Annotated in this window: 22 protein-coding genes; 15 read left to right on the top strand and 7 right to left on the bottom strand. The window is 63.3% G+C overall.

Translation table 11 applies throughout. From position 1 onward, the window contains the following. Positions 1 to 129 precede the first annotated feature (129 nt). The 9 genes from ACWUI7_RS06335 (at position 130) to ACWUI7_RS06295 (ending at position 9,105) form a co-directional block, all read left to right on the top strand. Positions 130 to 1,056: a replication factor A gene (locus tag ACWUI7_RS06335; RefSeq protein ID WP_496641373.1), complete on the top strand. Its 927-nt coding sequence runs from the start codon at positions 130 to 132 to the stop codon at positions 1,054 to 1,056. Between the two features lies 1 nt (position 1,057). After that, positions 1,058 to 1,687: an RPA family protein gene (locus ACWUI7_RS06330; protein WP_496641372.1), complete on the top strand. Its 630-nt coding sequence runs from the start codon at positions 1,058 to 1,060 to the stop codon at positions 1,685 to 1,687. A 142-nt stretch (positions 1,688 to 1,829) separates the two neighbouring features. Further along, positions 1,830 to 2,291, top strand: coding sequence for a DUF8146 domain-containing protein (locus ACWUI7_RS06325; protein WP_496641371.1), 462 nt, complete (start codon positions 1,830 to 1,832; stop codon positions 2,289 to 2,291). Between the two features lie 105 nt (positions 2,292 to 2,396). Next, positions 2,397 to 4,481 (top strand): transketolase C-terminal domain-containing protein, encoded by a 2,085-nt coding sequence (locus ACWUI7_RS06320; RefSeq protein ID WP_496641370.1) that lies wholly within the window; start codon positions 2,397 to 2,399, stop codon positions 4,479 to 4,481. Then, entirely contained in the window at positions 4,478 to 6,145 is a 1,668-nt protein-coding gene (locus ACWUI7_RS06315; RefSeq protein WP_496641369.1) for a 2-oxo acid dehydrogenase subunit E2, read from the top strand. Before ACWUI7_RS06320 ends, ACWUI7_RS06315 begins: the two co-directional genes overlap by 4 nt. Beyond that, the gene (gene lpdA, locus ACWUI7_RS06310; protein ID WP_496641368.1) at positions 6,142 to 7,578 is read left to right on the top strand and encodes a dihydrolipoyl dehydrogenase; all 1,437 of its coding nucleotides are present in this window, start codon (positions 6,142 to 6,144) and stop codon (positions 7,576 to 7,578) included. Before ACWUI7_RS06315 ends, lpdA begins: the two co-directional genes overlap by 4 nt. A 273-nt stretch (positions 7,579 to 7,851) precedes the next feature. After that, positions 7,852 to 8,175, top strand: coding sequence for a DUF5783 family protein (locus ACWUI7_RS06305; protein ID WP_496641367.1), 324 nt, complete (start codon positions 7,852 to 7,854; stop codon positions 8,173 to 8,175). A gap of 52 nt (positions 8,176 to 8,227) precedes the next feature. Next, positions 8,228 to 8,590, top strand: a complete 363-nt coding sequence (locus tag ACWUI7_RS06300) for a NifU family protein (RefSeq protein ID WP_496641366.1) — start codon at positions 8,228 to 8,230, stop codon at positions 8,588 to 8,590. 143 nt (positions 8,591 to 8,733) lie between these two features. Next, positions 8,734 to 9,105: a MarR family transcriptional regulator gene (locus tag ACWUI7_RS06295; RefSeq protein ID WP_496641365.1), complete on the top strand. Its 372-nt coding sequence runs from the start codon at positions 8,734 to 8,736 to the stop codon at positions 9,103 to 9,105. Between the two features lie 29 nt (positions 9,106 to 9,134). Here the strand turns inward: ACWUI7_RS06295 and ACWUI7_RS06290 are convergent, their stop codons facing one another. The 5 genes from ACWUI7_RS06290 to nrdR all read right to left on the bottom strand — a co-directional run bounded on the left by ACWUI7_RS06290 (position 9,135) and on the right by nrdR (position 13,242). Continuing rightward, positions 9,135 to 9,488: a type II toxin-antitoxin system PemK/MazF family toxin gene (locus ACWUI7_RS06290; protein WP_496641364.1), complete on the bottom strand. Its 354-nt coding sequence runs from the start codon at positions 9,486 to 9,488 to the stop codon at positions 9,135 to 9,137. Continuing rightward, positions 9,485 to 9,721 (bottom strand): hypothetical protein, encoded by a 237-nt coding sequence (locus tag ACWUI7_RS06285; protein ID WP_496641363.1) that lies wholly within the window; start codon positions 9,719 to 9,721, stop codon positions 9,485 to 9,487. The genes ACWUI7_RS06290 and ACWUI7_RS06285 overlap by 4 nt, the downstream gene beginning before the upstream one ends. A 168-nt stretch (positions 9,722 to 9,889) precedes the next feature. Beyond that, positions 9,890 to 11,578, bottom strand: a complete 1,689-nt coding sequence (locus tag ACWUI7_RS06280; protein ID WP_496641362.1) for a ribonucleoside-diphosphate reductase subunit alpha — start codon at positions 11,576 to 11,578, stop codon at positions 9,890 to 9,892. A gap of 2 nt (positions 11,579 to 11,580) precedes the next feature. After that, complete coding sequence (locus tag ACWUI7_RS06275; protein ID WP_496641361.1) at positions 11,581 to 12,591, bottom strand: ribonucleotide-diphosphate reductase subunit beta; 1,011 nt, start codon at positions 12,589 to 12,591, stop codon at positions 11,581 to 11,583. A gap of 162 nt (positions 12,592 to 12,753) precedes the next feature. Further along, positions 12,754 to 13,242 carry a transcriptional regulator NrdR gene (gene nrdR / locus ACWUI7_RS06270; RefSeq protein ID WP_496641360.1) on the bottom strand — a complete coding sequence of 163 codons (489 nt, stop codon included), beginning with the start codon at positions 13,240 to 13,242 and terminating at the stop codon, positions 12,754 to 12,756. A 548-nt stretch (positions 13,243 to 13,790) separates the two neighbouring features. Here nrdR and ACWUI7_RS06265 point away from each other — a divergent pair. Next, on the top strand, positions 13,791 to 13,940 hold the full coding sequence (locus ACWUI7_RS06265; protein WP_496641359.1) for a DUF7557 family protein: 150 nt from the start codon (positions 13,791 to 13,793) through the stop codon (positions 13,938 to 13,940). A gap of 76 nt (positions 13,941 to 14,016) precedes the next feature. Here ACWUI7_RS06265 and ACWUI7_RS06260 read toward each other — a convergent pair whose 3' ends face one another. Then, the gene (locus ACWUI7_RS06260; RefSeq protein WP_496641358.1) at positions 14,017 to 14,469 is read right to left on the bottom strand and encodes an arsenate-mycothiol transferase ArsC; all 453 of its coding nucleotides are present in this window, start codon (positions 14,467 to 14,469) and stop codon (positions 14,017 to 14,019) included. 186 nt (positions 14,470 to 14,655) lie between these two features. Here ACWUI7_RS06260 and ACWUI7_RS06255 point away from each other — a divergent pair, with 186 nt between their 5' ends. Continuing rightward, complete coding sequence (locus tag ACWUI7_RS06255) at positions 14,656 to 15,153, top strand: Lrp/AsnC family transcriptional regulator (protein WP_496641357.1); 498 nt, start codon at positions 14,656 to 14,658, stop codon at positions 15,151 to 15,153. 11 nt (positions 15,154 to 15,164) lie between these two features. Here the strand turns inward: ACWUI7_RS06255 and ACWUI7_RS06250 are convergent, their stop codons facing one another. Beyond that, positions 15,165 to 16,181, bottom strand: coding sequence for an amidohydrolase family protein (locus ACWUI7_RS06250; RefSeq protein ID WP_496641356.1), 1,017 nt, complete (start codon positions 16,179 to 16,181; stop codon positions 15,165 to 15,167). Positions 16,182 to 16,417: 236 nt separating this feature from the next. Here ACWUI7_RS06250 and ACWUI7_RS06245 point away from each other — a divergent pair, with 236 nt between their 5' ends. The 4 genes from ACWUI7_RS06245 to ACWUI7_RS06230 are packed head-to-tail and all read left to right on the top strand — an operon-like array spanning position 16,418 to position 24,969. Then, positions 16,418 to 17,902, top strand: coding sequence for a proton-conducting transporter transmembrane domain-containing protein (locus ACWUI7_RS06245; RefSeq protein ID WP_496641355.1), 1,485 nt, complete (start codon positions 16,418 to 16,420; stop codon positions 17,900 to 17,902). After that, the gene (locus ACWUI7_RS06240; RefSeq protein WP_496641354.1) at positions 17,892 to 20,372 is read left to right on the top strand and encodes a DUF2309 domain-containing protein; all 2,481 of its coding nucleotides are present in this window, start codon (positions 17,892 to 17,894) and stop codon (positions 20,370 to 20,372) included. The genes ACWUI7_RS06245 and ACWUI7_RS06240 overlap by 11 nt, the downstream gene beginning before the upstream one ends. Before the next feature lie 33 nt (positions 20,373 to 20,405). Further along, positions 20,406 to 20,825, top strand: coding sequence for a PPC domain-containing DNA-binding protein (locus ACWUI7_RS06235; protein ID WP_496641353.1), 420 nt, complete (start codon positions 20,406 to 20,408; stop codon positions 20,823 to 20,825). A gap of 40 nt (positions 20,826 to 20,865) precedes the next feature. Beyond that, positions 20,866 to 24,969, top strand: a complete 4,104-nt coding sequence (locus ACWUI7_RS06230) for a DNA-directed DNA polymerase II large subunit (protein ID WP_496641352.1) — start codon at positions 20,866 to 20,868, stop codon at positions 24,967 to 24,969. The last annotated feature ends 88 nt before the right edge of the window (positions 24,970 to 25,057 follow it).

Genomic DNA, 25,057 nt, shown 5'->3' with positions numbered 1-25,057 from the left:
CCCGACTGCCGTGCGGCTGCCGTCCGTCAGACAATTTGCCACTTTCACCCCGGTCACCGGCGTTTTAATACGATGAGGAACCAACTATCGTACGCCTCCCACAGAAACACGACCGGAGGCGAGACACCCATGAGCGAACTGCGACAGGAAGCGGAAGCGATGGCAGAACAGTTCTCGGACCACCTCGAGGTGGACCCCGCGGAGATCGAGTCTCAACTCGAGAACCTCGTCGACGAGTACCGCGTCCCGCTCGAGGAGGCGCGCCGAAGCGTCACCAACAGCTACCTTGACGACGCCGGACTCGACCGCGACGAGCTTGCCCCCGGCAGTGCCACCCGCGTTCAGGTTGGCGACGTCGACGAAGACGAACAATGGGTCGACCTGCGAGTGACGCTCGTCGACCTCTGGGAGCCCCGCAGCGATTCGATCGCTCAAGTCGGGCTCCTCGGCGACGAGTCGGGCACGATCAAGTTCGTCGCGTTTGAGACGTCGGACCTTCCGGCGCTCTCGGAGGGCCAGTCGTACGCGCTCTCGAACGTCGTCACCGACGAGTACGAGGGCCGATACTCGGTCAAACTCAACCGGACCACACAGATCACGGAGCTTGACGAGTCGATCGAGGTCGGCGACGACGCCGACACGGTCAAAGGCGCGCTCGTCGACATCCAGTCCGGCTCCGGACTGATCAAGCGCTGTCCCGAGGAAGACTGTACCCGAGTCCTCCAGAACGGCCGGTGCTCTGAACACGGCCAGGTCGACGGCGAGTTCGACCTTCGAATCAAAGGCGTCCTCGACGACGGCGAGACCGTCACTGAGGTCATCTTCGACCGCGAGGCCACGGAGCGACTCACTGGAATGACCCTCGAGGAAGCGAAGGATCTCGCGATGGACGCGCTCGATACGACTGTCGTCGCTGAAGAAATGGCTGACGACGTCCTCGGTCGTTACTACCGCGTTACCGGGCCAACGTTCGGCCGATACGTTCTGGTCGACGAGTTCGAAGAGCCTGGGCCGGTAGACGTCGAGAGCGTACTTATCGAAGCGAGGTCGATCTGAGATGAGCGGATCTGCCCCAACTCGCGAGGTCGCGCGCCGCGTCTTCGCGAGTGAGTTCAACGATGCCGGCTACACGTTCAAGGAGTCGGACGACGAGCGCGCCCCAGTGTACTTGCTGTTGCCGACTGGCGCGTCGGCCAACCGCGTCTTCTTCATCGGCACGCTCACCGAGCGCGATGACGTCGGCGAAGACAGCGAGTACTGGCGGGGACGCATCGTCGACCCGACAGGGACGTTCTTCGTGTACGCCGGCCAGTACCAGCCCGAAGCCGCCTCCACGCTCCGCGCACTCGAGCCACCTGCCTACGTCGCAGTCGTGGGTAAGCCCCGGACGTACGAGACCGACGACGGTGAGATCCGCGTGTCGGTCAGACCCGAGTCGATCACGACGGTCGACGCGGCTGTCCGCGACCGCTGGGTCGCCGAAACGGCTCGGCGAACGATCGACCGCGTCGCCGCGTTCGACGACGACGGCAACGAGTACGCACGGATGGCCGACGAGCAGTACGCGCTCGATCCGGCGACGTACAAGCGTGCGTCGCTGTCCGCGCTCGAGGACCTCGATGAGACCGACGAGCTCGCTGCCGACGGTACCGACACGACAGACGCACCCGATCCCGCCGCCGACTGAGGTATCCGCTCAGACGCGGGCTCCCGGGCACGCTGTCTCAGCCACGTCGACTCGGTCACGTCAACCCGATCGCGCCGCGGTCGCCAACCCGTTGTGCTCGTCTGACGAACGTTAAAGTACTCGTGACTGCTATGTGCCGGCAATGGGCAATAAGAACAAGACAATCTCCTTCCGTGTCAACGAGGACGCCTTCGAGACACTGCGGGAGATTGCTGAGGACCGCGACATCTCGCTGTCGGCCGTGTTCCGCGACTACGTCGACGACCTCGTTGCCCACGATGGCCAGGTCAGTGTCGTTCCGGACGCTGAGCGCGACGGCGACGACGACCCGGCCCCATTTCCTCCGCGGGTCGAGGTCCCAAAGAGTTTTGTCCGCGAACACGAGCGGCTCGAGCTTGAGGCGGACCATCTCCGCGAACAGCTCGAAGAGCACAAACGCTACGTCGCGTACCTCGAGTCGCAGCTCGAAGACCGGTCTGACGACGTGATCCTGCTCGACGACCTCGATGGTGCAGACGCCGAGGAGGCGGACAGTCACTCGGTCGATCCCGACGACAGCGAGCGGTCATTCGATCCCGACGAGCCGTCGTTCCGGCTTGGGTGAGCCGCCCCTGATGATCGGGCCCATGGTCCGCATCGGTCCCGCACTTCGCAGAAACGATATTACCCGGGCGTTAGAATCCACATCCATGATGGAGTGGTCCCACCGGTGAGCGTCTTCGATCGATTTCCCGACGATCCGGTTCGCATCCTCGATGCGGACGGGTCTGTCGTCGGTGACCCCCCCGACCGTTCCCCCGACGCGCTCGTCGAGCTCGCTCGCACGCTGCGACTCGCCGCTCACGCGGATCGACGGGCCTTGAGCCTGCGCGAGCAAGGCCGATTGCACTCGTATCGACCAGTCGCTGGCTTCACAACGACCCAGGTCGCTTCGGCGGCCGCACTGGACCCACAAGACACGCTCTGGGCGTCACGGCCGACACACGCGACAGCGCTCGTCCACCAGGAGTCGTTGACTGCGACAATTCGGTCGCGGCTTGACCCGGCGAGCGCTGTGACCGACACCCGCGTCGAGTCGGCCACCCCACCGCGCGCTGCGGCGGCGCGTGCAACCGGTGCGGCCTGGGGTAGCACACACCAAGGTGATGACGCGGTGGCACTGTGTTACGTCGACGGCGACGCGACCAGCAGCGGGGCGTTTCACGAGGCGTGTGGACTCGCGAGTGCGCTCGACGCACCCGTCGTGTTCGTCTGCGTCCCGACGGACCGGCGCCAGGCCGAGCGTCCACGAGCTGCGCCCGCTGCCCACCGCATGCCTCCGTCGCGACCGGCTCGCCAGGCCGCGGCGTCTGGACTCGAGACGATCCGTGTCGACGGCTCGGATCCGCTCGCCGTGTCCGCCGTCACGGCAGCCGCCGTCGAGCACGCGCGTGGCCAGCCGACAGATCGACCCAGAGCGGTCGTGATCGAGGCCGTCGGCTGTCGAGTGACGGATTCGGCGGCCGCGTCGTCGTCGCGACTGGAGCAGTACCTCCGGTCCACCGGTGCTCTCGACGCCGCAGACCTCGACGCGATCGAAGCAGATGCGCGCGCTCGCGTGGCCGAGGCGGTCGACGAAGCGCTCAGTCGTGGGCCCGCACCACCGGCTGAAACGCCCACAACCGCGCGAACCGCAGACGGCGCGACCGATGCGGCCGTGGTCGCCGAAGCAGCGGAGACACCCACCGGTGATACGGGTGCGGCACATACGCGCTCGCTCACCCCGCGGCAGGCGATCCATGCCGAACTCCGCGCGGCGCTCCAGGCGAGCAACGACTACGTGCTGTTCGGAAGCACGGTCGACGCGTCGGATCGCACGCGCCGCGAGCTCGACGCGTTGGCGTCGGCTGTCGGCCACGGTCGCGTCCTGTCGCTTCCGGTTGGCACGGCCACGCTCGTCGACTGTGCGGTCGGCGCGGCCACCGCGGGAGTCCATCCGGTTGTCACGGCCGGCGGTTCCCCGGCAGCGGTGGCGGAGGCGGTCGACCGAGTCCCACCTGCGCGTCGGTCCGCCGATGCCACACCCCCGCCGGTGACGATTCGTGTTCCCACCCAGTCGGTCCGGCCGAGTGACGCATCTGCCGTCTGTTCGAGTCTCGTCCGAACAGGGTCGGCGCTACGGAACGGTACAGCCGCCGACGAGCCCGCCGACGCTGACACGGCGGCAACGCGGGACGCCGGGCCGGTCGTCCTCGCACCATCGACCGCGGCGGATGCCGCCGACCTGTTCGCTGCGGCGCTTCACGATCCGCGCCCAGTAGTCGTGTTCGACCCACCGGCCGCGGACCACGCCCGAACGATGGTCCCGCGGGATCGAGAGCTCGTCGCGCTCGAGGGAGGGTCGTCACGTGTCGTGCGTCGTGGCGACGACGTGACGGCGTTCTCCGCCGGGGCCGCGACGAGACCGACGCTTCGAGCGGCCGAGGCGTTGGCCGATTCGGGGACCGACTGTACGGTGGTCGACCTCCACACGCTCGCACCGCTCGACTGCGAGACGATACGCGAAACGTTCCGGCGAACTGGCCGTGCCGTGGTCGTACAGCCGGCCTCGCTCGCCGAGGGACTCGCGTCGGAGATCACGGCGTTCCTCCAGGCTGAGTCGCTGTTGTACCAGGAGGCACCGGTTGTCGGTGTCACCCCGACTTCCGACGAGTGGGCCTCGGACGAGCAGTCCTCTCACAGTGAGTCGGCGCGGACCCAGCTGGTGAGAGACATCGAGAGAGGTATCAGGGAGGCTGTAGAGTTCAGACCATGACCGAAACACTCCGCTTTTCGGACGCCGGCGACGCGTCGGAAGGCGAGCTGGTCTCGTGGCTGGTCGCTCCGGGCGACCACGTCGCGGCTGGCGACCTCGTCGCCGAGGTCGAGACCGACAAGTCACTCGTCGAGGTGACCGCGTCAGTCGATGGCGTCGTCGAATCGCTCTCGGTCGAGGAGGGAAGCGTCGTCGCCGTCGACGACCCGCTCGCGACCATCGACCGGGTAACCGGCTCTGACTCGTCATCCGAGGCGGGCGCGGGTACGGCGAGCCCGACGGATGAGGAGTCTCCCAGTGACCGCGACTCAACCGATGGGGACGCCTCTGCTGCCGCCGAATCGACCGACGAGGCCGCTACCGACGCGGTGGCGGTCCCGTCGGGTCGCGTCTTCGCGCCCCCGTCAGTTCGCCGGCTCGCCCGCGAACACGGTGTCGACATCACGGCCGTTGAGGGTACTGGACCGTCCGGCCGGATCACCGCTGGGGACGTCACGGATCACGTGGCCGAAACCGATACGGGATCCGGCATGGAGGATCACGCGACGTCAGGTCCGAAGCCACTCGATCTCGGCTCCGATAACCGCCAGTCAGCAGTCCGTGGTCAAGAGGCGTCCACAGCGACGACTGACACGGATGCAGACGAATCGTTGAGTCCGAAGCCACTCGATATCGGGTCTGGTGACCGATCGTCAGCCGTTCAGAGCCGTGAGGCGCCTTCGCGGTCGACCACGCTTGCGACGCCAGCGACGCGCCGACTCGCGGGCGAGCTCGGTGTCACCCTCGATCGCGTGCCGACCGACGAGACGCGAGACGGCGAGGCGGTCGTGGACGAGGAGCGCCTTCGCACGTACGCAGCCGAGCTGGAGGCCGAGACGACCGGTGACGACGCTGTGACGACCGGTGCCGATGTCGAGACGAGCGCCATCGAGGCGGCATCGACGGACACCCCTGTGTCGCCGTCGACCCAACCGGCCGCCGAGACGGCGACCGCTGGAACGGCGACCACTTCGACGGCGACCCCGTCGACGGCGACTGTCGTCTACGACACGGCCACGGTCGACTCGGTGCTCGCGGCCCGCGACCGGCTCGCGTCGCAGGCGGCAGACGGCAATCAGCCTAGTCTGCTGGCCTTCGTCGCGAAGGCGGTCGCTGTTGGCCTCGATCGGTATTCTGCACTCGACGTCGAGGGTGCCGAAGCCGACGGCTCAGCCGAGCCAGGGCCCATTCGCGTCGGTGTGACGACTGCCGACGGGCTGACGACGACGCTCGTCGAGAACGCCGCCGACAGGGGGGTATTCGAGCTGACAGCGGCGACAGCCCTCGACAGCGACGCCGCTGAAAACGGTGGCCTCGTCGAGACCGACGATGCACCATCGGCTGGCACCGCGTTCACGCTCACCGCCCCCGGTGTGCTCGGCCGCGAACACGTCGCACCGGCAGTCACCGACTCAGCACCGGTTACACTCGCGCTGGGGACTGTCGAGAAGCGCCCGACGGTTCGTGAAGGGCCTGACGGAACCGCCGATGTGGTCGCCGCGTCGACGATACCGCTCTCGCTTGCGGTTGACCAGTCGGTCGCCGACGGCGCGGTCGCGGCGGCGTTTCTCGAGACAGTGATCGAACGGCTTGAAGAACCCCTGTTGTTTTTGACCCACCAATGACGGACACTGACGACACGATTGACACGGACGTACTGGTAATCGGTGCAGGCCCGGGCGGCTACGTCGCGGCCATCCGCGCCGCACAGCTTGATGTGGATACGACGCTCGTCGAACGCGACGCGTACGGTGGCGCCTGTCTCAACCGCGGGTGTATCCCGTCGAAGGCGCTCATCACGGCGAGCGGTCTCGCGCACGAGGCGGGAACCGCCGAAGCGATGGGCATTCACGCCGACCCAGCCGTCGACCTCGCGCGGATGGTCGAGTGGAAAGACGGGATCGTCGACCGGCTCACCGGAGGCGTCGAGAAGCTGTGTAAGGCCAACGGCGTCGACCTCGTCTCGGGGACCGCGTCGTTCCTTGACGACCACACCGTCCGCGTCGACCGCGACGACGCCGATCAGCGCGACGGCGACGCCACGTCCATCCGGTTCGAGCACGTGGTCGTCGCCACCGGGTCCCGACCGATTGAGATTCCCGGGTTCGACTTCGAGGACGACCACGTGTGGGACTCGAAGGCGGCGCTCGCGGCCGAGTCCATTCCCGATCGGCTCGTCGTCGTCGGCGGCGGGTACATCGGGATGGAGCTCGCGACCGTCTACGCGAAACTCGGTACCACAGTCACCGTCGTCGAGATGCTTGAGGACATCCTCGGTCCGTACCAGGAGGACGTCAAACGCATCGTCAGACGGCGCGCGGAGGATCTCGGCATCGAGTTCCACTTCGGCGAGGGTGCCAGTGGCTGGTCGGAGTCCGGTGACGGCGGCTACCTGATTCACACGGAGACCGACGACGGGGAAGAGTCGGCGTATCCGGCCGACCGCGTGCTCGTCGCTGTGGGGCGCGCGCCGGTGACCGACGGCCTCGCTCTCGAGAACGCTGGTATCGAGCCGACCGACCGCGGCTTCCTCGACACCGACGACCGCACCCGCACCGCCGTCGACCACGTACACGCCGTCGGTGACGTCGCGGGCGATCCGATGCTCGCACACGCGGCCTCACAGGAGGGCGTCGTCGCCGCGGAGGTCGTTGCCGGTGAGCCCGCCGCGCTCGACGCGCAGGCGATCCCCGCTGCCGTCTTTACCGACCCCGAGATCGGAACCGTTGGGATGACGGCGGCCGACGCCGACGAGGCCGGGTTCGACCCCGTCATCGGAGAGATGTCGTTCGACGCCTCCGGCCGCGCGATGACGACCGGCCACACCGACGGCTTCGTGCGGATCGTCGCCGACGCCGACACCGAGTTCGTCCTCGGCGCACAGATCGTCGGGCCGGAGGCCTCTGAACTGATCGCAGAGCCGGCCCTCGCAGTCGAGCTCGGCGCGACGCTCGAAGACGTCGCGTCCACGGTTCACACGCACCCGACGCTCGCCGAGGCCGTGATGGAGGCCGCAGAGAACGCCCGTGGGCAGGCGATACACACGCTGAATCGGTGAGCGCGACACTCCCTTCGTGGGGACCGCCGTCGGCACTCGTCTCGTTTGCGGGCCGCCCCGCTCGTTCCGGTGTTCCCCTCTCCTCGCTTACTCCACTTTGCTCTCGTTCACCGTAGTGGGATCTGACCGAGGTAGACGAGTCCACATTTTATATCGTCACATGAGGTTTATTCACTCGTCGTTCTCCCGCTCCATCCTCCTTGACGGCCAGGGCACATCTGTGTCGTCCGGTCCGACCGACTGGCTTTTTTCGCTCGTTTCCCTAGTGGGAGTATGGCCGAGTTTGACCCCGAGAAGTTCGAAGACAAGTACGCGAACTACTTTACGGAGCTCCAACGCGCGTACAAGAACGCGTTCTCCCAGATGAACGATCGCCACGACTCAGAGTTGATCCACGGGATCGACCAAATGGTCCTCAACGAGTCGGAGCCAATGTACGAAGACGGAGCGTTCCACGTCGAATTGCCGCCGAATCCGCGCGAGCGTCTCCAGGGTGTCGTCGTTGACGACGAGACGTTCGAGGAGACGCTTGCAGAGTACGTAGAGCGCATCGAAACGGAGCTGTACCGCACGCTCGATGCCGACCGGCCAGCGTAGGATTGCCGGAACGAACCAAACACATAAGCCCAGCGCACTCGTTTCGCGACACATGAGCACTGAGACGAGTGACCCGGAGAACGACCTTCGCGAGCGTATCACGAACTTCCTGCGGCGGAACTTCCCGCAGATCCAGATGCACGGCGGCAGCGCGGCCATCAGTCACCTTGACCGTGAGACGGGTGAGGTGCACGTCCAACTCGGTGGCGCCTGTTCCGGCTGTGGCATCTCGCCGATGACGATTCAGGCGATCAAGTCCCGGATGGTGAAAGAAATCCCCGAGATTGAGACCGTCCACGCCGACACTGGTGCGGGCGCCGGTGCTGACGGTGATCTCGGTGGTACTGGCGGGATGTCGCCGTCGTTCCCCGGTGAGACCACCGACGACGACGAAGGACCGCAGGCGCCGTTTTAAGCACACCCGTTTTTGACCCGCTCGACCCGCTAGCGGTGCATTTTTCCGACAGGCTCGGCCGTGTGTCGTGTTCTCCGATAAACTATATGCTACGATAGCAATTGTGAATTGTCTTAGATAGGATAACGTACCTCCATTCAACGATGTCCATCGATCGAGGCACTTTCGAGGAAACGAGCAAGGAGGAACTTGAGGAGCTCTCTGTGCCTGATCAAGTCCTTGGATTTCTCGCCGCCAATAAGAATCGAGCGTTCAAGGCCCGCGAGATCGCCTCTCAGATTGGCACCAACGAGGGCGCGGTCAGCACTGCTCTCTCGCGATTGAAGGATCGTGATCTCGTCGAACACAAGGCAACGTACTGGGCGATCACCGAGGAGACCGAACGACTCGACGGATACAGCGGCTACGAGCGGGTTACTGCACTGTTCAACGAGCAGTTTGGCACACAGGACATGGAATCCTGGCGCAAACACGCCCCTAGCGAGTCACACCCGAGCGTTGAGGATGAACAGTGACACTGGTCTCTTCAGAAAACGTTTGCGGATCAGTTGAGTCCGAGACTCAATTTGAGTGCGTCGTCGACCTCATCCATTGTCGAGTCGGCGAGACTGCCAGCCACCGAATGAATTCGCTTCTCGACAGACACGGCTCGAATCTGATCAAGTCGCACGGAGGAGTCTTTCTCGAACGGTGAGACAGACGCTTCCACGAGTACCTCGAAGGGATAGCCTCGGTACGTTCCCGTCGCAGGTGCGACGATTGTGGTATTAGAATTCCTGTTCCCGACATCGTTCTGGACCACCACCGCAGGCCGTGTTTTCCGCATTTTGTGGCTCTCGGCAGGATCGAGTCGAACAATAACGACATCATCGCGCCGAATCTCGGTGTCGTCGCTCATTCATCAAGTCCCGACCACGCCTCGTCCGACGTGTTGTCCCACCCGTCGGCAAGTTCACTAGCGCTCTCCGATGCCTCACGATACGCAGCGGCTAGTTCCTCCTCGTCGGGAGTCTCGGACACGACCTCGACGACAGCCACTGTGACACGCTTGTTCGCGTACTCAGTCCCGAGATATACCCGCCCCCGGCTGTCAGTCTCGTTCGTCTGGAGTTTGTCGGCGTCGACTTTCATCTTGTAACCCACTATTGCCCACGCCTATATGTGTCTCACCCACTATTACCCATTCTTTCGGGTGCCTAAATCACTGCCTAGGGACACCAAGGAAGCCGTCCTGCCGAGTTTGTAGGGGTGTGAACGCGCTACGTGTGCGCGCACACAATCACACCGACTGCCGGGTGATCAGCTCTCACAGGCTTTGCACTCGAGGATATCTCGGCTGAACTTCTGTGCTGCATTCACGCTGTTCTGATAGTAGAGACTCTTCACTCCTTTCTCCCACGCTTCTATGTAGAGTTGATTGATATCCTTGACGCTCACTTCACCTGGATCGATCGAGACGTTCAGGCTCTGTGCTTGGTCTATGTACTTTTGTCTCTGTGCGGCCTGGTTGATGATCGCCATCTGTGGTATCTCAGCGAACGTTTTGAAGACGTCTTTTTCTTCATCCGTCAGACAGTCGAGATGCTGTACGCTCCCATCTTTGTTTGCGATACTGTCCCAGACTTCTCGCTCGTCTTTGCCTCGTTCCTTCAGTATCGCTTGGAGGAATCTGTTCTTTTGTGTCGACTTGAGTTTCGCGCCGTCTCTCACGAAGTAGTTCGACTTCAAGGGTTCGATACTCGGACTGACTTGGCCTAAGATGACACTGCTCGATTTTGTTGGAGCCACACTCATCGTCGTCGTGTTCCGTCTGCCATATCCCTCGAGCACCGCTGGTTCACCGAACTCATCGGCGAGCTCTTCGCTCGCGTCGTAGCTCTTTTGTTTAATTGTCTGGAATACTTGTTCATTCTTCTGCATTGCCTCCATGCTGTCGAACGGGATCATGTTGCTCTGGAGGTAACTATGCCAACCGAGGACACCGATTCCTATTGCTCTATGTCTCTTCGCAAATCGCACAGCCCGTTCCATGAACTGTGTCCCGTCCGCTTTCTGGATGAATTCCTCCATCACAGCATCAAGGAAGCGTGTCAGCGTTTCAACTGCATCCGTGTCCTTCCACTCGTCATAGTGGAGCGCATTCATACTCGAGAGACAGCAGACGAAGCTCTCGTCGGGAGTGGCCGGAAGGGCGATCTCCGTGCAGAGATTTGAAGCGTTGATCTCGTAGTCCTTGTCTTTGTAGACCTGTGGCTTCCCCTCATTCATATTGCCTCTGAAGATGATGTAAGGAACGCCAATATTGATCCGCGTTTCGATGATTTTCGCCCACGTCCCTCTTTTTTCTTCATCACCATCGACCATCTCTTGGAACCACTCATCACCGACGATGACCCCGTAGAAAATATCCTGGATCGGGTCACCTTCTGTCTTGATATTGAGCCATTCTTCAAGATCATCATGCTCCACATCGATATATCCTGCAAACTGACCTCTTCGAGTTTCGCCCTGACTCACAACATTGATAGCGGTGTCGAATAGTTCGGTGAAGCTATAGCTCCCATTACTCTTCCCGTTGTTCGTTATTGGGCTGCCCCGTGGCCGTATTTCACCGAAGTATCCGCTCGTGCCTCCGCCCAGCTTCGTCATCTCACCCACTTCGGCGTGCGTGTAGAGAATACTCTCCATGTTGTCTTCCAGATAGCTGCCGAAACAACTGATAGGGAGGCCTCTGCCCAGTCCAAAGTTCGCCCAGATTGGGCTTGCGAGACTGTAGAATCCGCGACTCATGTAGTCGTAGAACTTGTCTGCAAAGCCCTCCGTACCCAGGATCTCTTCGGCGTTCTCTGCTATCTGTCTGACTCGTTCTTTCGGTCCAACCCCTTCGATCAGGTATCCTTCTTCGAGGAACTCTTTGCTGTCTTCGTTCAACCAGTAGAACGGCTCAGTATGCTGCTGTTTAACCTGCGTGAGTTCTGCTTGTGCCATTGTTAGAACATCTCCTCGGCCGTAACGCTCTGCGTGTGTTTGTTGTACGTGGTCGACCGCTTGCTGAAGAAGTCGTTATCTTTCGTCATCATGATGTCCTCATCGAACCAACGAGTCTCCTCGAGCAGGTCATCATCCGTCTCGAACAGTGGGTCGACTCCGACATTATCCAGGCTCTGATTGAACCGGTCTTTCATGAACTCGTCTATGTGCTCTCTGGGAAGGAACTCCAGCTCCCCTTCACTAAATATCCAGTCCAGTATGTCCATCTCTGCCTCGTAGGCCTGCTGACAGGCCGCTTGGACTTCCGCTTCGAACTCCTCATCGAACAGGTCTGGGTTCTCCTCTCTGATCGTTTCCACCAGTTCTACTCCGAACAGCCCGTGGATCTGTTCTTCTTTACTTGTTGCTTCGACAGCGTTGGATATTCCCTTGAACTTCTTCTCGTGCTTGTCGAAACTGGTCATTATCAGGAACTGGCTGAACAGTGAGACGTGTTCGACGAACGTACTGAACAACAGGATGCTCATCACATACGATTCTTTATCCTCACTTTGCGTATGTTTTAAGCAGTCGTCGAGATACTCTATTCTGTTTTTTACCGCTGGCACTTCGGTCACTTCTTCGAAATCGTCGGTGATACCCAACACATCGAGTAAGTGACTGTAGGCGTCCATGTGCCGCACTTCACTCTCTGCGAAGGTCATACCGACACTGCCTATCTCTGCTTTAGGCATCTCTTCGTAGACATCTGACCAGAATGTCTTTACTTGCACCTCGATCTGTGCGATGGCCAACATCGTCCGTTTGATGACGGTCTTTTCTGCAGGCGTTGTGTTGACCTTGAAATCTTGGACGTCTCCTGAGAAGTTGAACTCCGTGTGAACCCAGTAACTGCTCCGGATCGCATCAGTGTAATCGAGGAAATCGGAGTACTCGTACGGCTTTAGCTGTGTTCGTTCCGAGAAAATGTCGGTCTCTGCATCTCTGTCTGTGGGTTTGCTTTCACTCATTGGCACGTATTCAGGAATTCTTTGTTGGTTGGCGTCTGTTTCCGTCGCTCTTGATTCGGTGCGCTCGAATGCACCCGTGTCGAAATCTGTACGTCTGCCTGTGGTCTACGCATATCCGGTCGAGGATCGACCGTGGTTCTATTTGACATGTTTGTGTGTGTGTCACTGTGGGTCGTTCGGGGCTTCGAAGTCGTCTATTTCTGCATCTAAGACTGCGTCGAGTTCGCGGAGGAACTCTTGGGGTTCCGAGAACGCCTTGTACACGGAGACGAATCGAATATATGCGACTTTATCGATGTCTCGGAGGCGCTCAGAGACGAGGTCGCCGATGAGACTGGACGCAACAATTCGTTCGTCACGCGCTTGCAGATCCGCCTCAATGTGACCCACTAACTCGGTGACTTCGGTGTCGGTCACGGGGCGTTTTTCGACGGATCGAAGGATTCCTCCCCGGAGCTTATCCTGCTCGTACGGTTCGATACTCCCGTTTCGCTTCTTTACTTGAAGCGAATCCCACTCTGGTCGCTCGTATGTCGTGAAGCGGAACGAGCAGCGTTGACATTCACGGCGGCGACGCACCGCGTCCCCATCTACATTGGTTTCTGTGTCAAGGACGCGAGTGCGATCGTTGTTGCAGTCTGGACAGTTCATTGATACGGTATTGAGATGTCTTGCGGATTCACCGCTGCATGTGTGGGGTGGAGTAGATCAACTGCAACATATGATGTCTCGTGGATGCTAATAAAGATATGCAATTCAGTTGCACTAGAACAAATTAACTTGAACCAATCGCACTTTGCCACTGACATGCTCTCACGAATAAGACAGTGCTGGGTGAAGACCAGGTCCGCGTGATACTCGGGCACTACTTGGGCACACCCTCCCCAGCCGATTCCGTACGTCTGTGCTATCGGTTATGTGATCGACACAACTGCGTGATCGCCGGACACCATTTTCAGCCACACCCTCCCCAGCCGATTCGCTCGTCGCCTGTGGCGACTCGCTCATCCCTCACACGCGCTCGCAAGCCCGCCTCCGGCGTGCTCGCGAGGCGCGCGCCACCCGGCAGTTTGTCCATATTGCGCTCTCGACCAGTTCGATCTGTTCGCCAGCCGGGGGTGAGTGAATATCGATCAGTGAGAACAAGTGTCAGGGTATTTGCCTGTCGACTCCGAAAGTGAGGGTGTCGACCTTGGATCATGACCTATACACTCGAAATCAGCGACGAGCTCAAATCGCGGCTGGACGACCACCTAGAAGAAGACGAATCACACGAGGAGTTCATCGAGGAATTAGTCTCGCTGTACGAAACCGAAGGTGCGTTCTTGCAGGAAGGCTACTCAGAGTGAACCGCGGTTGCAGTGAGCCGCCGGCAATGTGAATCGCGGTCGGAGTACGTGCTGGTCGCTGTGAGTTTGGCGCGTGCTACTGGCTCTCAGCGGTCGTCGCGGTCGCTTCGTCGAAGAGAGACGCAACACGGTCTGCGATCTCGTCACGAATCTCGCGCACCCGCCCTGGGTCCTTGCCGTCGGGGTCCTCGAGGTCCCAGTCGCGCACTTCGGTGTCGGGTCCGACCGTGCCGACGTCGAGCGTTGAACAACCCATCGTCGCGACGTAGTCCGCAGACTGGAGCTCCGCTTCGGTGATCGCACGAGGGACACGGTCAGCGATGTCGAAGCCGGCATCGGCCATCGCATCGACGACCGGTTCGTGTACGTGATCTGCTGGATGGGTCCCTCCAGTCAGGATCTCCACCTCGGCGTCAAGGCCGCGTTGGTCCCGTTCTCGTTCGGCAAAGACGGCCGACATTTGTGATCGTCCCGCGTTTTGGACGCAGACGAACGCAAGCCGCGTCGGATCAGTGTCGTGGTCTGTCATGGTTGGGTGTCGGGTAGGGCTGGCATGTCGTGATCGATTGGTATCGCATCCGGGCCGCTGTCATGGTCTATGCTCGGCCGTCAGTAAACCGTTACTAGAGAGCACTCCGGACCGCTATTGAGGAGTGTAGACGTGTTGGGCCCTCCCGGTCGAACAATCAAGTATGGGCGGTGCCGACGTACGCGTATGAGCGACCCGACCATCGACGACGTCGACGCGGCGATCCTCTACGCGCTCCAAGAGGACGCACGAAACACTGCCTCCGGAGACATCGCGGCTCGAACGGGGATCTCCGACAGTACGGTTCGTAAGCGAATCGGTCGGCTCGAAGCCGACGGCGTGATCAAGGGATACGGCGTCGAAGTCGACTACCAGCGGTCGGGCTACCCGCTCCGCATGCTTTTGTACTGCACTGCGCCGATACCCGAGCGAGGCGAGCACGTCGACAACATCCTCGCAATCGACGGCGTCGTCTCGGTACAGGAGCTGGTCACTGGCGAGCAGAACCTCTTGGTAACGGCCGTCGGAGAATCGGACAGCGATATCACGCCAGTCGCACAGGCGTTACTCGACATGGGTCTTACCGTCGCCGATGAGGTGCTCGTTCGGAGCCACGAGACGACGCCGTTCGGCGGCTTCGACCCGGAGAGGCACGCAGCTAGTGAGTCTGTATCCGAGCAGTGAGGTGGCGTCGGTCACACCAACACGTCGGTCACGTCGAGGGCAGTCGCGCGGCGGACGACTGCGCGGACTGGGTCTGCCGTGCCGACGAGGTTGTCGGAGTCGCCGTCGATCACGGTGAGCGCGGCACGTCGTCCGGCTTCGACGACGCCACAGTCGAGCCCGGCGACCTCGGCGCCAGCCGTCGTCGCCATCCGGAGAACCTCTCGTTCGGTCACGTCGTGGTGTTTCACCGTATACGCCATCTCTTGGAGCATCGACGGCGGGTTCAACATGACGTTGTCCGTCCCGAGTGCGACGGTCGTGTAGTCGAGAAGCTCGCGTACCGGTGGCGTCCCGACGTCGAGTACCGTGTTCGCCCGTGGACAGACAGCGATGGGGATCGACTGGTCTCGGACCTGCTCGAGGTGGTCAGGCTCGGCGTGGACCATGTGTACGAGCAGCTCCGGGTCGTACGCGAGCGCGGGATGAATGTCACTCGCGTCTGGCTCGCCGGCGTGGATCGCAAAGGGGACGTCGGCGGTTCGGGCTGCGGCGCGCTGGTCGGTGAAGTCGTCGTCGTTCGCGCCACTCGCGCCGAAGCCGTCGGCGACGTCGAGCACGGCTGGGTCATCGCTGCCAAAGATGAACGGTTCGACTGCGAGCGGGGCCGCCGCCTCTCGCAGCGCTCGTGCTCCCTCGACGCCCGACTCGCGGAAATCCATACACGTCACGGTCCCGGTCTGGCGCATGAACTGCAGGGTCCGGCGCATCGCGGTCACAAGCGCTTCGTGGCTTGCGGCCGCCAGTCGGCGGTGTTTGAGGCTATTTGGCGGGGCGACCGCCGCTTCGAGGTCGAGACCGACCGCGGCCTCCTTGGCGACGGAGTCGCCCACGTGCGTGTGCGCGTTGACAAATGCCGGCAAGATGATGTCGGTCGAATCGGTCTCGCCCTCCTCGACGGCCGCAATCCGTCCGTCCTCGACGACAACGCGGCCGGTAATCGGGTCGAACGAGCGCCCGGCGAGCACCGTTCCCTCCAGTACGGTCATACCACCTATCCGGATCGGACCCCGATAGGGCTTTTCATCAGGTATCTGCCGATCATCGACGCGGGGTTAACGGTGAGACCATCACGGTCGTTTATTTGGTTCAATCGAACAATTTGGTCGTATAGACAGACTTAATACGTAATCTGTTCGTAATCTAGTCTAGATACGACCGAACTGGCATACATTACGTGCCGTGTTGCGCGCCACTGCCGGCTCGGTCAGGAATCGATCACACGATGCGCGGAGATACCCAGGCAACGACGATTGGACCGCTTCCGACCCACTCGAGCGCTCGGTCACGGCTTGCGGCCGTGTCGACACGGCTCGTATGGCTCCTGTGGGTCGCGTCTCTCGGCGTGCTGGCAGCCGTCTCCGCTGGTGTCGCCTCCGTGGACGTATTTGGTATGCGCGTCGATGGGCTGACGGCCGTGATGTGGACCGCCGTCACCTTCTTCAGCGGTATCGTCCACAGCTACTCGCGACGGTACATGGCCGGTGACGCACACGTCGACCGGTTCTTCGGACTGGTGTTCGGATTCACGATCGCGGTGATGGTGCTCGTCGCGGCGGACGCGTTCGCTCTCTTCGTGCTCGCGTGGCTCACGATGGGCGCCGCGATGGCGGGACTCATCGGCCACGTCGACGGCTGGCCACAGGCTCAGACGGCCGCCCGGCTCGCAGGCCGATACTTCTTCGCGAGCGGGGTGCTCGTTGCCGCCGCACTCACCACCCTCTGGTGGCACACCGGCGTCACGAGCGTCTCAGCGGTCCCCGACGAACTCGCGGCAGCGACCCCGACAGTCGTCGTCGCGGCTGGCGCGCTGTTGCTGCTCGCAGCGATGGTGCAGTCTGCGCTGATTCCGTTTCACACCTGGCTGCTCTCGTCGATGACTGCACCGACACCCGCCTCGGCGCTGATGCACGCTGGATTCGTCAACGCGGGCGGCATCCTCCTCGTTCGTTTCGCGCCGGTGGTCTCTTCGGACGCCGGCCTCATGCTCGCCATCGTCGCCATCGGCGCGGCGAGCGCAATCTTTGGCAAGCTGTTGAAGACGGTCCAGACCGACGTCAAGCGAGCGCTCGGTTGCTCGACGATTGGACAGATGGGATTCATGATCGTCCAGGCCGGGCTAGGCTTTTTCGCCGCCGCCGTCGCCCACCTCGTCCTCCACGGCTTTTATAAGGCGTATCAGTTCCTCTCGTCGGGTGACCGCGTCGAACACACGTCGCCGGTGGCGGGCACCGAGCAGGCCTCGACCGGGGTGCTCGATGGTGTCATCGTCACCGGTACCGCGGTCGCCGGTGGTGTCGTGTTCGCGGTGCTCACGGGGAAGGGGACGAGCGTCGATACAGGGCTCTTGTTGACGCTCCTGGTCGTCGTGACGGTCCTTCACGCGGCACGCGAGACAATCGCGCGGGCCACGCTGTCGCCGCGGCTCCGGTACGGAGCGGTTCCGATCGTCGCGATCCCGGCCATCACCGTGTACGCGCTCGTGTACCGAGCGTTCTCCGCGCTCCTCGGCGGCCTCCCAGCGGTTGGCGAGCCGGCCGCACTCGGGGCCGGCCACGTCGTCGTGGCGCTCGCGTTCATTGCGGCGTACATCGCCGTCGAGACTGGCGTGTACCGGCGAAGCACTCGGCTGTACGTCGCGTTGGTGAACGCGACACAGCCGCCGACGAACACACAGCTCACCACGACGGAGGAGTACGATGCCTCCTGAGGTGACGCTTCGCGAGCGCGTCGAGGACGCGGCCGAGACGGTCGGTGCCGTCTGGCCGCTCCACTCGTTCGTGACGGCGAACCCGCTTGGGGGCTACGAGGACCGACCGTTCCACGAGGCCGTCGAGGCGGCCGCCGAGACGCTCGGCGCCGACGGGTACCCGAGCGCCGACACATTCCGTCGTGCCCTCGAGACGGGTCGGATCGACCGGGACCTACTGTGCGAGCGGCTGGCCGACCACGGGTACGATCCCGACCCCGAGGCGTCGCTCAACCGCCTCGCAGCCGGGACTCGGTCGGATTCTGCGTCGAGTGACCTGTCACCGATGGACCGCGTCGACGCGGTCGCGAGCAAGTGGCTGGCGGCGTTTCTCGAGCAGGGCACGGCGGCGTGGTCGATGCCGAACCGCAACCGCGGTTTCTACGAGGCGTTTCGTTCGGTCGCTCGCCACGACGCCGACGTGCCTGACGGCGCCGCAATTGCGGCGCTGCCCGCGGACCCGGCCGACGCGATCCGTGAGCTGCTCGCTGATCATCCCACCGACCGGTGGACTGTCGGATTCGAACGGCACCTTGCCTCGCTGCCTGGATGGACCGGGCTGATCAAGCGTCGGGCGGCCGACGGCGGCGACTGGCAGTCCGCATACCCGATCACACTGACGGGGTACCTTGCCGCGCGGATGGCACTTGCAGCCCAGTTCGGCGTACCGCTTGTGCCGGCGGAGTCGACTGCGACTGCCGGTGCTGACGCCGATTCGAGTACCGAGCCCGAGATCCCGCTCGCCGAGGTGTGGCTCCGTGCATGGGAGGCGACTTATCGAGTCTCGCTCGTTAATGCGCTCTCGGACGCGAGCGCGTCGCTCGACGCGTCGGCGACCGATGTCGACGTATCCGACGAGGGGCGCCCGGCCGCACAGCTCGTGTTCTGTATCGACACCCGCTCTGAGATCATCCGTCGACACATCGAGTCGACCGGCCCGTACGAGACCCACGGCTACGCCGGGTTCTTCGGGGTTCCGATGCGATACGACGGCCACGACTCCGAGGTGACCGTCGACGCTTGTCCCCCGATTGTCGACGCGTGTCACCACGTCGCCGAGCGACCCGCGGAGACGGCCGACGCCGACACCGCGGCACACGACCGGTGGCATGGCGCGGTCGAGGCGGCCGAGTCGATCGTCGAGAGTCTCGAGTCGAACGCGGCGGCTGCGTTCAGCTACGTCGAGAGTACGGGCGTCGGCTACGGTGTGGCACTCGCCGCCCGGACGCTGTTGCCGGCGCGGGTGTATGACCTCGCGAGCGCGGCCGACGAACGCGTTCCAGATGTCCACGCGTTCTGTACGCCGACGTTCGACGCGGAGCACAATGTCGTCGCCGATGACGGCGCAGACGCGCTCCCTGCTGGACTCTCCCTCGAGGAACGCGTCGAGTACGCGGCCGCGGCGTTCGAGCTGATGGGATGGGACGACTTCGCTCGCCTCGTCGTCTTCGCGGGCCACGCCAGCCACACGACGAACAACCCGTTCGGATCGAGTCTCGACTGTGGGGCGTGCGCCGGGAATCCGGGCGGCCCCAGCGCCCGTGTGCTCGCGGCCATCTGTAACGACGACGCTGTCAGAGCTCGCCTGCGCGACCGCGGAATCAACGTCCCGGCCGACACCGTGTTCGTCGCGGGCGAGCACGACACGACGACCGATACCATCGAGTTGTACGCCGACCATGTCCCCGAGACGCACGCCGATGACCTTGCTGCGCTTCGAGCGGACCTCGAGACCGCACGGGCCGGTGCGACCGCGGAGCGGGCTGCCGACCTCGGTGCCGCTACCGACGCGTCCGAGGCCAGTACCCGCGAAACTGAGCGTCGTGCGGCCGACTGGGCGGAGACCCGGCCGGAGTGGGGACTCGCCGGTAACGCCGCGTTCGTGGTCGGTCCGCGCGACCTCACCACCGACCTCGACCTCGACGGTCGGTCGTTCCTCCACTCGTACGACTGGCGGACCGATCCCGACGGCGACGCACTCGAGGCGATCGTGAGTGGCCCGATGGTCGTCACGCAGTGGATCAACGCACAGTACTACTTCGCGACCGTGGACAACGCCGTCTTCGGCAGCGGCTCGAAGGTCACACAAAACCCGGTCGGCAACGTCGGCGTCTACCAGGGCAACGGCGGCGACCTCATGGGCGGCCTCCCGCTTCAGTCGCTCGAAGCGACCGACGGCGAGCCGTATCACCAGCCCATTCGGCTCTCGACGGTCGTACACGCGCCGGTCGACCGTGTCGATGCGGTGTGTGCGTCCGTCGAGACGGTCCAGACGCTGCTCGACAACGGGTGGCTCTCGCTTACCGTCGTCGACCCGACCCGCGAGCACCGCGCGTTCCGCTACGCCGGCGCAGGCGAGTGGATCGCGGTCGACGATCGGTCGACGGCCGAGCCGACTCCGCCAGTCGAGCCGGCGACCGCCGGCGAGTGAACCTTTTTGTCCGGTGACGAGCCATGGAGGTGCATGCAGTATCGCGAAGTCGACGCGACGGCCGAGTACGTCGCGCGGTTCGAGACGGGCGCCGACTGGCGCGAGGAGATAGAGACGCTCGCACGTGAGGAAGCCGTCGAGGCGGGCTGGTTCACCGCGCTTGGCGCGGTACAGGACGCCGAGGTGTGGTTCTACGATCAAGAGGCGACCGAGTACCGGTCGGTGACGTTCGACGAGCCGCTGGAGGTCGCCGCCTGCGTCGGCAACGTCTCCGTGCTCAACGACGACGTCTTCGCACACACCCACGCGGTGTTGTCGCGGCCGAGCGGGCAGGCGGTTGCTGGCCACCTCGACGCGGCGACCGTGTGGGCCGGTGAGTGTCACCTCCGCGCGTTCGCCGAGCCGCTGGAGCGCACACACGACCCGGTCACCGATCTCGACCTGTGGCTGTGAGCGTCCACATCTCACCGACAGTGGCCGGCACCTGGATCCGATGAGACCGGCCGACGAGCGGTACTTCGCTCGGCTCGAAGAGCGTCTCGACGAGGCGTTCGACGTGGCCGAGACGGCAAAAGCGCAGGGACACGACCCCGTGCCGCAGATCGAAATCCCGGTCGCCCGCGACATGGCCGACCGCGTTGAGAACATCCTCGGGATCGATGGGGTCGCAGCGCGCGTCCGCGAACTCGACGGGCAGATGTCGCGCGAGGAGGCAGCACTGGAGCTCGTGTATGACTTCGTTGATGGCACCGTCGGCGACTACGACTCCCGTGAGGGGAAAATCGAGGGGGCGGTCAGAACGGCTGTCGCGCTGCTCACCGAAGGCGTCGTTGCGGCGCCGATCGAAGGGATCGACCGCGTCGAGCTGTTGACGAACGATGACGGCACGGAGTTCGTCAACGTCTATTATGCCGGCCCGATCCGATCGGCCGGTGGGACCGCACAGGCACTCTCGGTGCTCGTCGCAGACTACGCCCGGGCGCTTCTCGGGATCGACGAGTACCACGCACGAACCGAGGAGGTCGAGCGCTACGCGGAGGAGATCGCGCTTTACGACCGCGAAACCGGGCTCCAGTACACCCCAAAAGACGCGGAGTCGAAGTTCATCGCCAAGCATATCCCCATCATGCTCGACGGGGAGGCAACCGGCGACGAGGAGGTCTCTGGCTTCCGTGATCTCGAGCGAGTGGACACCAACTCGGCACGCGGCGGAATGTGTCTCGTCGCAGCCGAAGGGATCGCGCTCAAGGCCCCGAAGATCCAGCGGTACACCCGCAAGCTGGACGAGGTCGATTGGCCGTGGCTCCAAGACCTGATTGACGGGACGATCGGGAAGTCAGCGGCTGGCGCCGGCGATGGGGCTGACAGTGGTGACAGCGACGGCGGCGATTCCACCGAGGACGACGGCAGTAGAAGCGATGCAATCGACGGCGACGAGACCGACCGCAGCGAGACCGACCGCGACGAGCCAGCGGGCCCGCCGCGCCCGGAGCCGTCGACGAAGTTCCTCCGGGACCTGATCGCCGGGCGGCCAGTGTTCACGCATCCGTCGGAGCCGGGGGGGTTCCGGCTCCGGTACGGCCGAGCGCGAAACCACGGGTTCGCGACCGGGGGCGTCCACCCGGCGACGATGCACATCGTCGACGACTTCCTCGCGACCGGCACACAGATCAAAACGGAGCGACCGGGCAAGGCTCACGGGGTCGTCCCGGTCGACTCGATAGACGGCCCCACCGTCCGGCTCGCGACCGGCGAGGTGCGACGGATCGACGACCCCGAGACGGCACTCGAGCTGCGCAACGGGATCGAAGCGATCCTCGACCTCGGCGAGTACCTCGTGAACTACGGCGAGTTCGTCGAGAACAACCATCCGCTCGTCCCCGCCTCGTACGTCTACGAGTGGTGGATTCAGGAGTTCGAGGCAGCCGGTGCCGACGTCCAGGCGCTCGCAGACGACCCCGCGATCGATCTTGAACATCCGGAGCCGGCGCTTGCGCTCGAGTGGGCGACGTCGTACGACTGTCCGCTCCACCCCGAGTACACCTACCTCTGGCACGACATCTCCGTTGAGGCGTTCGTGTCGCTTGCCGAGGCCGTCGCCGACGGTGCGGTCGTTGAGGGCGTGCTGGCGATCGAACACACCCCTGAGACGGCGCGGACGCTAGAGCGGCTGCTCGTCGAGCATACCGCCACCGCGGACGCGCTCCGGATTCCGACGTGGCGGCCACTCGCGCAGTCGCTCGGACTCGACGATGGACTCCGGATGCCGTGGAACCGCGATGACATCCCCCGCGAGGCTCGTACGTGGGACGACGGGGAGAACGCGGTGCGGGCGGTCGACGCGGTCGCTCCGTTCACCGTTCGCGAGCGAGCGCCGGTTCGGATCGGCAATCGGATGGGCCGCCCGGAGAAATCAGAGAGCCGCGACCTCTCGCCGGCGGTCCACACGCTGTTTCCGATCGGGGAGGCGGGCGGCCCCCAGCGAGACGTGACTGCGGCCGCCCGCACGATGGACGACAAGGGCCATCGCGGTCACCTCGAGCTTGAGGTGGCCGACCGTGTGTGTCCCGACTGCGGTGAACACACCCATGGGACGATGTGTCCCGACTGCGACGTCCACACCGAGCCACACTACGAGTGTGGCGACTGTGGCACCGTCTGTGAGCCGGACGAAGCCGGTCGCGTCGTCTGCCCGCGGTGTGAGTGGGAGGTGACCGCAGCGACCCACCAGACGGTCGACGTGGGAGATGGCTACCACTCGGCGCTGGAGACGGTCGGCGAGCGCGAGACCGCCTTCGAGATCCTCAAGGGCGTGAAGGGGCTCACCTCGACGAACAAAACCCCTGAGCCGATCGAGAAGGGGGTTCTTCGGGCGAAAAACGGCGTCACCGCGTTCAAAGACGGGACGGTTCGGTACGACATGACCGACCTGCCGGTCACCGCGGTTCGCCCCGTCGAGCTCGACGTCACGGCTGACCACTTCCGCGAGCTGGGCTACGAGACGGATATCGACGGCGAGCCGCTCCGCCACGACGACCAGCTCGTCGAGCTACAGGTTCAAGACATCGTGCTCTCAGAGGGAGCTGCAGAGCATCTCTTGCGGACGGCCGACTTCGTCGACGATCTCCTCGAACAGTTCTACGGGCTCGACCGTTTCTACGAGGTGGCCGAGCGCGACGACCTCGTTGGTGAACTCGTCTTCGGCATGGCACCACACACGAGCGCGGCGACTGTGGGCCGGGTGGTCGGGTTCACCTCCGCAGCGGTCGGGTACGCACACCCGTACTTTCACGCCGCGAAACGGCGGAACTGCTTCCACCCGGAAACCGAAATCGAGTACCGAGACGGCACGGGGTGGCACCGCGAACCGATCGAGACGTTCGTTGAGGACCGGCTGGACGACCCGCGGACCGACGACTTCGGAACGCTCGTTGAGGAACTCGACGGTGCGATCGCCGTCCCGTCCATCGACGAGCACGGAACCCGGTCGACACAGTCGGTGACTGCCGTCTCGAAACACCCGAGTCAGGATCATCTCGTTCAGATTGAGACGCGCCGTGGGCGTTCAATTCGCGTGACGCCCGACCACGCGATGCTGCGCGTCGTGGACGATGGCGTTCGAACAGTTGCCGCGAACGAACTGGCGGCCGGCGATACGGTTCCGTCGAACCCCTCCCAGCAGGACACACCGATTGGTGCCGCCACGAGCACGGCGACGGACGGAGGAATCGAGACCGACGAGGTGACGTCGGTTTCCTTGCTCGAAAGCGACGTCGAGTACACGTACAATCTCACCGTCGCCGAGACGCACACACTCGCGGCGAACGATCTGTTGGTCGCTCAGTGTGACGGTGACGAGGACTGCGTGATGCTTCTCATGGACGGCCTTCTCAACTTCTCTAAGACCTATTTGCCGAATCAAAGGGGTGGGAAAATGGATGCACCTCTCGTCATGTCCTCGCGGATCGACCCCTCGGAAATCGACGACGAGGCGCACAACATGGACATCGTGCGGCGGTACCCGCTCGCCTTTTACGAGGCGACGCGCGAGATGGCCGACCCAGAGACGGTCGAAGAGCTGATCCAACTCGGCGAGGACACACTCGGGACCGACGAGGAGTACCGTGGCTTCGACCACACGCACGACACGACGAATATCGCGATGGGCCCGGACCTGTCGGCGTACAAGACGCTTGGCGATATGATGGAGAAGATGGACGCACAGCTGGAGCTGGCTCGGAAGCTCCGGGCGGTCGACGAGACGGACGTCGCAGAGCGGGTGATCGAGTATCACTTTCTGCCCGACATCATCGGAAACCTGCGAGCGTTCTCCCGGCAGGAGACACGGTGTCTCGACTGTGGAGAGAAGTACCGCCGGATGCCGCTGACCGGCGAGTGTCGCGAGTGCGGTGGGCGGGTGAACTTGACGGTCCATCAGGGATCTGTGAGCAAGTACGTCGACACGGCGATCGAGGTAGCCGAGCGATTCGACTGTCGGCCGTATACGAAACAGCGGCTCTACGTGCTCGAGAGCGCGCTCGAGTCGGTGTTCGAAGATGATACGAACAAGCAGTCGGGGATTGCTGATTTTATGTGATACCGTGTGAGCGGGTCGACTACGGACCGTGTGGGTGGGTCAATTCCGAGAGTGGTGGTGTCTGTGTGACGGATGAGACCGCGCAACC

The organism is Halorubrum orientale, from assembly GCF_059623105.1.
The sequence above is the reverse complement of the archived record's forward strand: the minus strand, read 5'-3'. Positions and strand labels throughout refer to the sequence as shown.